This is a genomic window from Sodalis sp. (in: enterobacteria), from assembly GCF_051710625.1.
In the GTDB taxonomy this organism is placed as follows: Bacteria; Pseudomonadota; Gammaproteobacteria; order Enterobacterales; family Enterobacteriaceae; genus JBPESN01.
This window is the reverse complement of sequence record NZ_JBPESN010000074.1, coordinates 1-11,006: the sequence shown is the minus strand read 5'-3', so window position 1 is coordinate 11,006 and position 11,006 is coordinate 1. Positions and strand designations below refer to the sequence as shown.

At 54.7% G+C, this 11,006-nt stretch carries 12 protein-coding genes and 1 pseudogene; 9 read left to right on the top strand and 4 right to left on the bottom strand.

Going from position 1 to position 11,006, the window contains the following annotated elements; genetic code table 11:
* On the bottom strand, positions 1 to 257 hold a 257-nt coding region (locus ACTBDU_RS14010; RefSeq protein WP_438806886.1), incomplete at its 3' end, for a transposase.
* A 67-nt stretch (positions 258 to 324) separates the two neighbouring features.
* Positions 325 to 606: a putative quinol monooxygenase gene (locus tag ACTBDU_RS14005; RefSeq protein WP_438806885.1), complete on the bottom strand. Its 282-nt coding sequence runs from the start codon at positions 604 to 606 to the stop codon at positions 325 to 327.
* Positions 607 to 883: 277 nt separating this feature from the next.
* On the opposite strand from ACTBDU_RS14005, the gene parC reads away from it, so the two are divergent.
* From parC to ftsP, 3 genes are all read left to right on the top strand, one after another.
* Positions 884 to 3,157 carry a DNA topoisomerase IV subunit A gene (gene parC, locus ACTBDU_RS14000; protein ID WP_438806884.1) on the top strand — a complete coding sequence of 758 codons (2,274 nt, stop codon included), beginning with the start codon at positions 884 to 886 and terminating at the stop codon, positions 3,155 to 3,157.
* Between the two features lie 156 nt (positions 3,158 to 3,313).
* A complete protein-coding gene (locus ACTBDU_RS13995; protein WP_438806883.1) occupies positions 3,314 to 4,048 on the top strand; it encodes a 1-acylglycerol-3-phosphate O-acyltransferase in 735 nt (244 codons plus the stop codon).
* A gap of 225 nt (positions 4,049 to 4,273) precedes the next feature.
* Complete coding sequence (gene ftsP / locus ACTBDU_RS13990) at positions 4,274 to 5,695, top strand: cell division protein FtsP (RefSeq protein ID WP_438806887.1); 1,422 nt, start codon at positions 4,274 to 4,276, stop codon at positions 5,693 to 5,695.
* A gap of 216 nt (positions 5,696 to 5,911) precedes the next feature.
* Here ftsP and ACTBDU_RS13985 read toward each other — a convergent pair.
* Both ACTBDU_RS13985 and ACTBDU_RS13980 read right to left on the bottom strand, forming a co-directional pair.
* Positions 5,912 to 6,317 (bottom strand): annotated as a pseudogene (locus tag ACTBDU_RS13985) (aldo/keto reductase); the annotation flags it as partial.
* Positions 6,318 to 6,697: 380 nt separating this feature from the next.
* Entirely contained in the window at positions 6,698 to 7,030 is a 333-nt protein-coding gene (locus ACTBDU_RS13980) for a hypothetical protein (protein ID WP_438806882.1), read from the bottom strand.
* Positions 7,031 to 7,400: 370 nt separating this feature from the next.
* On the opposite strand from ACTBDU_RS13980, the gene ACTBDU_RS13975 reads away from it, so the two are divergent.
* From ACTBDU_RS13975 to ACTBDU_RS13950, 6 genes are all read left to right on the top strand, one after another.
* A complete protein-coding gene (locus ACTBDU_RS13975; RefSeq protein ID WP_438806881.1) occupies positions 7,401 to 7,637 on the top strand; it encodes a helix-turn-helix domain-containing protein in 237 nt (78 codons plus the stop codon).
* A gap of 74 nt (positions 7,638 to 7,711) precedes the next feature.
* Positions 7,712 to 8,215, top strand: coding sequence for a hypothetical protein (locus ACTBDU_RS13970; RefSeq protein WP_438806880.1), 504 nt, complete (start codon positions 7,712 to 7,714; stop codon positions 8,213 to 8,215).
* Between the two features lie 123 nt (positions 8,216 to 8,338).
* Positions 8,339 to 9,685, top strand: coding sequence for a Mu transposase C-terminal domain-containing protein (locus ACTBDU_RS13965; RefSeq protein WP_438806879.1), 1,347 nt, complete (start codon positions 8,339 to 8,341; stop codon positions 9,683 to 9,685).
* Positions 9,686 to 9,838: 153 nt separating this feature from the next.
* Positions 9,839 to 9,961 (top strand): hypothetical protein, encoded by a 123-nt coding sequence (locus tag ACTBDU_RS13960; protein ID WP_438806878.1) that lies wholly within the window; start codon positions 9,839 to 9,841, stop codon positions 9,959 to 9,961.
* Entirely contained in the window at positions 9,952 to 10,188 is a 237-nt protein-coding gene (locus ACTBDU_RS13955) for a hypothetical protein (RefSeq protein WP_438806877.1), read from the top strand. The genes ACTBDU_RS13960 and ACTBDU_RS13955 overlap by 10 nt, the downstream gene beginning before the upstream one ends.
* Before the next feature lie 4 nt (positions 10,189 to 10,192).
* Complete coding sequence (locus tag ACTBDU_RS13950) at positions 10,193 to 10,570, top strand: hypothetical protein (protein WP_438806876.1); 378 nt, start codon at positions 10,193 to 10,195, stop codon at positions 10,568 to 10,570.
* Positions 10,571 to 11,006 lie beyond the last annotated feature (436 nt).

Genomic DNA, 11,006 nt, shown 5'->3' with positions numbered 1-11,006 from the left:
TTTTTTAATATTTCGTTTTCCATTTCAATGCGTTGTACCTTCTTCTTGAGCTCACGTATTTCGATTTGTTCCGGGGTTATGGGAGAGGCTTTTGGCGTTTTCCCCTGTCGCTTATCACGCAGTTGTTGTACCCATTTTGTCGTCGTAGAAAGGCCGACGTCCATGGCTTTTGCTGCTTGCACGGCGGTATAATTTTGGTCGACAACCAGTTGAGCGGATTCGCGTTTGAATTCAGGACTAAAATTTCTTCTTTTCATTGGTGCACCCGTGTTGTTCTGAGGTGAGCATATCACCTCTGTTCAGGTGGCCAAATTCAGTGTGCCACTACACATCCATCACATCGTCACGAATATTGGCGCGGTGGGCATCCATATGCGCCGTTTGCTGGTGTTGCTCCAAATGACGGATGCTCTTCCATTGTTCCAGCATAAAGATTGAGTCGGGAGCGGTTTTACGCCACGGTATTTGTACTTTATAGTCGGTGAGCAAGGTGTATTCGCCGCATCCGTCTTCGGCCAGTACGTTTGGCCTGAGCGCTTCGATAGCGGCTAAAACCGCATCTCTCCGTCCCGGTTTGACTTTGATTTCTGCAATTACCGTGATCATCGCTTTTTCTGTTTGACATTCGTTCGGGGGCGCCAATAGTTAACCAAAGACGCGGGCCGGATCGGATGCTCGTGATATTTTATCGCACCCGTGATTCGACCCTCTTAGTATACTGAATGCGTCGGCGCTTTAGCCACGCCGACCGTTTCGCGCCCGCGCGAGTACTGTGACAACAAGGGGGCGTATAGGGTAGTATCATGCTCACGAACCCCATACCCGCGGTGTAGAAATGTGATTGCTCACGCGGCCATACCGCGGTCAGAGGAAATAATCATCAATGAGCGAGCTGACTCATGACGGCGCCGAACGCCTGGCGCTGCATAAATTTACCGAAAACGCGTACCTCAACTATTCCATGTACGTCATCATGGATCGCGCGCTGCCGTTTATCGGCGACGGGCTCAAACCGGTGCAACGCCGCATCGTCTATGCCATGTCGGAACTGGGACTGAACGCCAACGCGAAATACAAAAAATCGGCACGCACCGTCGGCGACGTCCTGGGTAAATACCATCCTCACGGCGACAGCGCCTGTTATGAGGCTATGGTGTTGATGGCGCAACCTTTCTCCTATCGCTATCCGATGGTGGACGGCCAGGGCAACTGGGGGGCGCCGGACGATCCCAAATCCTTCGCCGCCATGCGTTACACTGAATCCCGCTTGTCCCGCTATGCCGAAGTGTTGCTCGGTGAATTGGGGCAGGGCACGGTCGACTATGTGCCCAACTTCGACGGCACGCTGGATGAGCCGAAAATGCTGCCGGCGCGGTTGCCGAACGTGTTGCTTAACGGCACCACCGGCATCGCGGTCGGGATGGCGACCGATATACCGCCGCATAACTTCAATGAAGTGGCCGCCGCCGCGATTGCGCTGTTGGGCAATCCTGCCGCTACGCTAGAACAATTGCTGGAACATGTTAAGGGGCCGGACTTTCCCACCGAGGCGGAGATCATTACCCCGCAGGATGATCTGCGCAAAATCTATCAGACCGGGCGCGGCTCCGTGCGCATGCGCGCGTTGTGGACCGTCAAGGACGGCGAAGCGGTTATCAGCGCATTGCCGCACCAAGTGTCCGGCGCCAAGGTGCTGGAACAGATAGCAAGCCAGATGCGCGCAAAAAAATTGCCGATGGTCGAGGATCTGCGCGACGAATCGGACCATGAAAACCCGACTCGTTTGGTCATCGTCCCGCGCTCTAATCGCGTTGATCTGACGCAGGTGATGAACCATCTGTTTGCCACGACCGATTTGGAACGTACCTACCGCGTCAACATGAACATGATCGGGCTGGACGGCCGGCCGGCGGTAAAAAATCTGCACGAAATCTTGTCGGAATGGCTGATTTATCGCCGTGATACCGTGCGCCGTCGCCTGAATTTTCGGCTGGAAAAAGTCCTGCGCCGGCTGCATATCCTGACCGGCCTGCTGGTGGCCTACCTCAACCTGGATGAGGTGATCCACGTCATCCGTACCGAGGACGAGCCAAAACAGGTTTTGATGCAGCGCTTTGAGCTGAGCGAGACGCAGGCCGATGCCATCCTCGAGTTGAAACTTCGCCATTTGGCCAAACTGGAAGAAATGAAGCTGCGCGGCGAACAGGATGAGCTTAAGAAAGAGCGCGACAAAATCCAGGCGATCCTCGCCTCTGAACGCAAGCTGAGCAACCTGCTGAAAAAAGAAATCGAGGCGGATGCCGCCGCTTACGGCGACGCGCGCCGCTCGCCCCTCATAAAGCGCGGCGAGGCGAAAGCGCTGAGCGAAAATGAGCTTATGCCATCGGAGCCGGTGACGGTGATCCTCTCGACCATGGGCTGGGTGCGCAGCGCCAAGGGCCACGATATTGATTTGAGAAGGCTCAGTTACCGATCCGGCGATAATTATCTGTCGTCAGTGCGCGGCAAGAGCAATCAGCCGGTGGTATTCATTGATTCCACCGGACGCAGCTACGCGCTGGAACCGGCCGGCCTGCCTTCGGCGCGCGGCCAAGGCGAGCCGCTGACCGGTAAGCTGACGTTACCCCCCGGCGCGGCGGTTGAGCAGATGCTCACCGGCGCCGACGAGCGAAAACTGCTGATGGCCTCCGATGCCGGCTACGGCTTTGTGTGCAGTTTCAGCGATCTGGTGGTGCGCAATCGCGCCGGTAAGGCGCTGTTGACCTTACCAGAAAACGCCAAAGTCATGCCGCCGTTGTGGCTAAACGGCGCGGCCGATAAGCTATTGGCGTTAACCGAAGCCGGCCGCCTGCTGATGTTCCCGGTCGACGATCTGCCGCAGCTGTCAAAAGGTAAAGGCAATAAAATCATCTCCATCCCCTCCGCGGATGCGGCGGTGGGCAAAGATCGTCTTGCCGGCCTGTATCTGCTGTCAACCAAAGCTTCTGTGACGTTCTACGTCGGCAAACGCAAGTTGACCCTGCGACCGGAAGATTTGCAGAAATTCAGCGCCGAGCGTGGGCGTAAGGGGGCGCTGTTGCCGCGCGGACTGCAACATATCGACCGGGTGGAAATCACCGATCCCCTGGCCGGCTCCGGCGACGAGGAAACGGCCTGATAGGCGCACCGACCGGTGCGACGTCCGGTCGGTTTCTCTAGGCGGATAGGTGATAATCTTCTTTGTTTTCTACCGCCACCCAGACACGGGGGGAATAACCGTGTATTTTGTCAGGAAGCAGGTATACTAGCGGCGGCTGAAGGTTAAGAGGTAAGTATGCTCGCTATTGTTCGCACCATTCTGACGGTGTTATTGTCGATATTGATCTGCGTTTTTGGCTTAATTTATTGCTTGTTCAGCCCGCGAGACCCACATCATGTTGCTACCTTTGGCCGCTGGTTCGGCCGTATGTCGCCTCTGTTTGGCATTCGGGTGGAAGTCCGCCATCCTGAAGGCGTGACGTTGCCGCAAAATTGCATTTATATCGCCAATCATCAGAACAATTACGATATGGTCACCGCCGCGTATGTGGTGCAGCCCCGCACCGTCACGGTGGGGAAAAAAAGCCTGTTGTGGATACCGCTATTCGGGCCGCTTTACTGGCTCACCGGCAATCTGCTTATCGATCGCGATAACAGCGCCCGCGCCCACAACACGCTTACTGAAATCGTGCAGAGCATTAAAAAGCACAATATTTCCATCTGGATGTTTCCGGAAGGCACCCGCAGCCGTGGTCGCGGTTTGCTCCCGTTCAAAATCGGGGCATTTTATACTGCCATTGCCGCAGGCGTTCCTATTGTGCCGATTTGCGTTTCCAATACTTCAAATAAAATTAAACTCAATCGCTGGTCCAATGGGTTGGTTATTATCGAAATTTTGCCGCCGGCGGAAACGTCCGGCTACAGCCGGGAGCAGGTGCGCGCGTTGACCAGACACTGTCGGGATGTAATGAAAAACAAGCTCGACGAACTGAATGCGGAAGTGGCCCGGCGGGAATCCCTGAAGCGCTGAGCGCGCCCGACCTGCGACACAGGTCGCGGTGCAGTGCAGCGTCGCAGTAGGCCAATGCCGAAAGCGCGCCTCCCCTGGGGCCGTCGGAGCCGTAACACTGATGCCGTGGCCTGTCCAGAAAAGGACTTTGTAGCGCTGTTGCTCCCGAGGTAGGATTGATGATTTTTCGGCCTGGGCCAGGCCGGCCTCTACGAGAAAAGCTTTGCCGTGTCTAATGGAGCAGATATGTCACTCAGTCGGCGTCGGTTTATTCAGGCAGCGGGGGTTACCCTTGCTGCCAGCGCGGTGCCGCTGGAGGCGCAAGCCGCCGAAACGCTTGTTGCGCTACCGATCCCCCCTTTGCTTGAGTCGCGCCGCGGCCAGCCGTTATTTTTAACGCAGCAGCGCTCGCACTGGACCTTTGCCGCCGGTCGGCGCGCCACCACCTGGGGCATTAACGGCGGCTACCTCGGCCCGACGGTGCGGGTATACAATGGCGATGACGTCAAGCTCATTTATAATAACCGCCTGACGGAACCCGTGGCGATGACCGTCAGCGGCCTGCAGGTGCCCGGCACGCTCATGGGCGGGGCGGCAAGGATGATGTCGCCAGGGGCAGATTGGTCGCCGGTGCTGCCCATCCGGCAACCGGCCGGCACCTGCTGGTACCATGCCAACACCCCGAACCGGATGGCGCCGCACATCTACAACGGCCTGGCGGGGCTATGGCTGGTTGAAGACGCGGTCAGTAAAGTGCTGCCGCTACCAAACCATTATGGCGTCGATGAATTCCCGCTTATTATCCAGGACAAACGGCTGGATAACTTTGGTCAGCCGATCTATAACCCTCCCGCTAGCGGCGGTTTTCTCGGTGATACGCTACTGGTGAACGGCGCGCAGAGCCCGTTTGTGGAAGTGTCGCGCGGTTGGGTGCGACTGCGGTTGCTCAATGCCTCAAATTCCCGGCGCTACCAGCTGCAACTGAGCGACGGCCGCGCCATGCATGTCGTTGCCGGCGATCAGGGTTTCCTGCCGTCGCCGGTCCCGGTGATCCGACTGTCGCTGGCGCCGGGCGAGCGGCGTGAAATTCTTATCGATATGTCCAAGGGAGAAGAGGTGGCCATCACCGCAGGTGAAGCGGCCGGCCTGATGGACAGGGTGCGCGGCTTTTTTGAACCCTCGTCAATACTGGTCAATACCACGGTGTTGACGCTCAAGCCGACGGGGCTGCTGCCGTTGGTCACCGATAACCTGCCCATGCGTTTGCTGTCCGACCAGCTCATTGACGGCGGTATCAGCCGGACCCGCGAGTTTTCACTCGGCGGCTCTACGCCTGATATCAATGGTGCGTTATGGAATATGAGCCGCAACGATTTCCAGAGCTTACAGGGCAGCTTTGAGCGCTGGATAGTTCACACCAATACCCCGCAGGCGTTTCATATCCAGGGCGTGGCTTTTTTGATTAAACGCGTTAATGGCAATACGCCGTTACCGGAAGATCAGGGCTGGAAGGATACCGTGTGGGTTGATAACGAGGTTGAATTGCTGGTGTGGTTTCCACAGGTGGCGCCGGAACACTTTCCTTATCTCTATTACAGCCAGACGTTGGAGATGGCCGATCGCGGCGCCGCGGGGCAATTTGTGGTACGGCCCCAGTCTGGGGGATAACGGTGCCTACAGACTGCGCCGTCGTTCACAGGGTGTAGCCTGAACGCCGTGGGCGGCGCATGCCGACAAGGCTGCCGGCGCCGGCACCGGCAGGGACGCTGTCTGCGCCGGTCACGATCACCGCCATCACGCGGCGACCGAAGTCGGGTACCACCGGGTTTCTCGACGCCGAAGTCGGGCACAACCTGGATGGTCGGCGTCAGCTAAATCCCCGCATCAGACAGCCGCCACGGTATCCGGATGCGAACCCAGCCGTTTGCCGCAGTCCAGCTTGGCGATGGCATCCAGATCATCTTGCGCCAGACTAAAGTCAAACACAGCAAAGTTGGCGCGGATCCGCGCCGGCGTTTTGCCGTATTTTTCCGCAAGTTCACGGATGATCGCCTGATAAAATACCCCTTTGCCCCCTGCGCTAGAGGCCTCCAGGATTCGGTCAAAATCTGGTGGCGGGCATCAAAGGTCCGCAAGGTCTGTTGTTGTAACAGCGGATGCAACTCGATTTGATTGATTACCGGCACTACCCCGGTTTCACCCAGCAGGAGCTGAAGATGATGCGGCTCAAAATTACACCCCCAATGCTTTTGGCCAGCCCTTCCTCCTTCAGCTTCACCATCTCGCGCCAGGGCTTGTACATAGTTATGTGGGGTGGCAATCATTTCTGGACTCTCAAGGGGAACGATGGATTAGCCAGAAGCCCTTTACTGGCAAGGCTTACCACGATTTTAAGGATTCTGGACTCGTCGCAAAAAATGAACAGAAAATGATTTTTTGCATTAAATTCTGGACTCAAACGACTGTGGTTTGAGCAGATTTGAAGGTGGTTTAAACACCGTTTGATCATACCCAAGGATAAGTAAGTTAGGTTAAATTAGTTTAGGTAAATCAGAAGCTTAATAAAATTCGATAAATAAAGGCCTAATCTTTATTTAGGCCGCTCCACTGTTCTTGCTATCTAAGATTTCTACATTTGCTACTGCACACGCTTCAGGTGTGGCCCCCTTTTTAGCTTCGTGTAAGGCCAATTAGGCGGTCCTGCTCTTCGGGAGGGAGTTCAAGCAACGCTCTTTCAACATTGTTAGTAATATTATTTTTATTGGTAGTATCAGTTTTCATACAAGCCGAAATAACCCCTTCAATCCCTTTCCTATGGATAATCCTTAAGATAGCTTGAGCTTCTTGCGCATCAAGTGAATCAAGCACCATGAGCCATGCAGTCATTAACTTACCATTGTTATTATCTATCCCCGTTTTTCTAGATCTAGTTTTTAAGTTATTAGATAACTCCTCATATGATTCAAATGCTAGCCAGTCAAGGCTAATTTGCTCCTTATACACAATACTCCGTATTGCAGTAAAGGACGGCTCAGTTCCTTTGTTCAAGTAATTATTTAATGTAGAAAAAGATAACCTTTAGCACCTAGCAGCAGCACGGATACTGCGTTTACCAATCAGCATCTTTAAACGCTCTCTAAAGCTTCTTTGCTCCCCCCATAAAAAGCAAATTCATTTATTTTTCCATCTGTCATTTTCTTTTCACTTAATCTTTTGATTCAAAAGGAGTAAAAGAAATTGCACGTATTAGCCACAAAAAGAATCAAAGAAAGCTAACTTTTTGCTTTACATGATTTTGATTAAGATCAATATTTGCAGTAGTAGAGGTAAGCCCCATGACTTACCCACATGGTTAACTTTTTAGGGTAATCGAATGTTAGATAGAAATGAAGTGAATCATCGTAACTGGCACTGGATTGATATCCTGGCCTCTCTGCACAAAAAGGGGATCACCATGCAAGATCTCTCCCGCGGCTCGGGGCTGGCGTCCAGCACGTTAAAAAACGCGCTGTATCGTCCCTATCCCAAAGGTGAACGCATTATCGCTAATGCACTCAATGTGGATCCGGCCAGCATTTGGCCGAGTCGTTATATAAGCAAGGTGTCGTAATTATGTTTGTTACGGTGGGTGAGTTAGTCGGTTTACCCGGATTGCCTGGCACCTTGCAGGGGCTTCGCTGGTCATTGAATAAGCGGACTGCAAATTCACCCGATTTAGTCCGTAAGCGTTCAGACACCAAGGTTTTCGAGTACCACATCGATTGTTTGCCGGAACAAACACGCGAGATCATCAAACAACGGCACTATAAATTCCTGATGGCGCAATCCCCGGCCCAGCCGGTTGATGAGTCGGTCAAGCGCAGTACCGCCATCAAGTCGCGCGATGAGCTGGCGATCATGCGTCAATGTCCGGCCCTGCTTGAGCGCAAGGTGCAGGCTCTGAACGATCAGCAGAAGCAGATTGCCGATACGCGCATGATGCTGGCACAGGAAGTGGTCCGGTTACAGCAGGCCGGCATGACCCGCATTGCGGCGGTGATTTTTATCGTCGATGAGTCAAAAACCGGCATATTGCCCGAGGCCCTGCAGCGCGCCGCCACGCTGGCTAACGCCAAAAAGGGCCGCATCCCGGCAAGGGGTGGGCAAAAGCAGCCTACAGGAATGGGTGAGTCTCTATCTCAGCGCTGAGCGGCCCCAGGAGCGTCTGGCGATACTGGCTCCCGGGAAGCTGAAGAAGCCAGCGCCCCGAGGACATGACGTGGTTCTACGCCCTGTTCTGGCGCATTATGCCCGAACCTCTGTGGCCCGACGGTGCTGGAAGCCTACCGCGCATTTCGGGCGGACTGGCAGAGTGAATACCATGACCAGCCTGCCATGCTGGCGGCCCTGCCGACCTACGACAAAGTCAATCGCATAGTCAAGCGGGTTGCGCCCAACCGAAGGGTCAAGGGCCGGGTCACCGGCTCTGCGCTCAAGGCGTATCAGGTGTACCAGCATCGGGATTGGGCGCAGATGCCGGTAAATGGCTGCTGGATAGCCGACGGCAAGTCGCTGAACATGAAAGTGACGCATCCGATACACGGCCGGCCCTTTACTCCGGAGCTGACTTTGGTGCTTGACGGGCGTACCCGCTATCTGGTGGGCTGGAGCCTGTCACTGGCAGAAAACGCCATCGCGGTAGCGGATGCGTGGCGTTATGCCATCCAGCACCACGGCAAGCCGCTATTTGCCTACTCCGATAACGGCGCCGGCGAGACCAACAAGATGCTGGATGCGGATATCACCGGGATTTTTCCCCGGCTGGGTATTGAACATATTACCGGTATCCCCGGTAACCTGCAGGCGCAGGGCATTATCGAGCGGCTGAACGGCGTGCTGCCACTCAGGCTGGCCCTGCGCTTTCAGACCTATAACGAATTGAACGCTGACCCCAACGAAGCGGGGGTGCAGGGGCAAAAACTGCTGAGTCTGTCGAATGCCCTGCGTCAGGGGAAGGAGCTGAACACCACGCAGCAAAAGACGCTGGCGATATTGCCCAGCTGGCGGCAGCTGATAGACGCCATTGAGGAGGAGGTGCAGCGCTATAACCACAGCCACGAGCACAGCGCCCTGCCCAAGGTCAACAATAAATCGATGACGCCGGCCGCTTACCGCAAGGCCCTGCTGGCTGAGGAAGGGGACAACGTTGAATACCTGACGCCAGGCGAGTTGCGCGAGATGTTTATGCCGGAAGAAAAACGCGTGGCCCAGCGCGGTTGGGTTGAACTGCTGAATAACCCGTATCTTGCCAGGGAGCTGATTGAGGTAGATCGCCAGACGGTGCGGGTGGCTTACGATATCCATAAGCCTAATGAAGTGATTATTCGCCAGATGGACGGGGCCTATCTCTGTACTGCGCTGTGGAATGGCAATACTGTCTCGCCGGTGCCGGTCTCCAGAGTGGAAAAAGCGCTGGAAGCGCGCGCCAAGCGTCGCATTAAACTCGCCAAAAGCAAAATTCAGGATGCAAAAGACGAATTACGCCCGGTGATTGATGCACCCAGGGAGAGCGATTACAGCCTGCTGATACCCCAGGTATCGGCACCCGAAAAAGACAAGGTGTATTTATTTGAATTCGAATATGAGCACGATATCAAGCAGGTCGGTAATAACCGGTAAGGATATATTGTATGACAGCACGAGGACGTATTTTCCAACTGATGGCGCGGTCAGGCTACACCCAGCGCAGGGTGGCCGATAAAACCGGATTAGATTAAGCGGCGCGATTTTCTTGACCGTGAGACAGAGCGCGCCTGCCGGCGGGACATCAAGGTGAATTTTGTGCCGACCCATCTGGCCAGCGTGACGCTCGACCTGATTAGTGCCACGCACGACTTCGGCGATATCGGTGTGATATACGGCCCCCGGCCGGCATGGGGAAAAGCATGGTGCTGAAGGAGCATGCGCGCGCCAACAGCGCCAATAAAGGCGTCATCCTGATTGAAGCCGACCCCGGCTATACCGCCAAGATGTTATTGCAGGCGCTGTGCGCACGGCTGGGTCTGCGGAAAACCGGCAATATCCATGATCTGGTCGAGGAGTGCGTACAGGGGCTGCGCGATAAGCACTGGCTGGTCCTGGTTGATGAGGCTGAGCTGGTGCTGCCCTACAAGGGCGCTTGAGGTCTTGCGGCGCATTCACGACCGTTCCGAAGTGGCCATTGTCCTGGCGGGCATGCCGCGTCTGCTGCTCAATCTGAAAGGCTCACGCGGGGAATACGCCCAGCTCTATAGCCGGGTGGGCATGGCGTTAGACCTGGCGTCCCGCAGGAAAGAGATCGAAACCGAGGATTTCAGCGCCATTCTCGGCACTCTGTTATCGAACGGTGAAGCATCGGGCGAGCCGCTTGCGCCCGAGATTGCCGCCGCCTTTCTCAAGCATTCACGGGGCAATTATCGCCGCCTGTTTAAATTGGCGCGTGAGGTGGCCCGGACAAGCGCTATCGGCAATCAGGGGATGTCCGTGACGTTAATCGACCGCTATGCAGAAATGCTGATTCATTGAAGGAGAAAAATGTGTCAGTCCACCATAAAGAGGTATCGACCAACAATCATCTTATCGCCGTAATGACGCCGGCAGAAGCCGTTATACGGTATTTAACGATAAAAGGCGTGATATTGCATGACTGTAAGCTGGTTATCCGTATTGATTACCATAATCTGTGTGAGTAGTTATTAAAAAAGGATCAGGCTGATTATATCACCGTTGGCAAAAACGCACGGGGTGGTTTTAAGCAAGGGGTATTCATGAAAGGTGGATGCAAGGTTATTTGGTCAGCATCATTATATTGAGGTCACCATGACAATTGAAATGAACATTATTGTTCAGCAAACCCATATCGGCATTGATGTAAATATCAATGCCAGCGGTACAGGCAGTGAAGTTAAAAAGAAGGAAGCCCAGTTTATTCGCAATGCATTTGCCACCGTATTATCGTGCC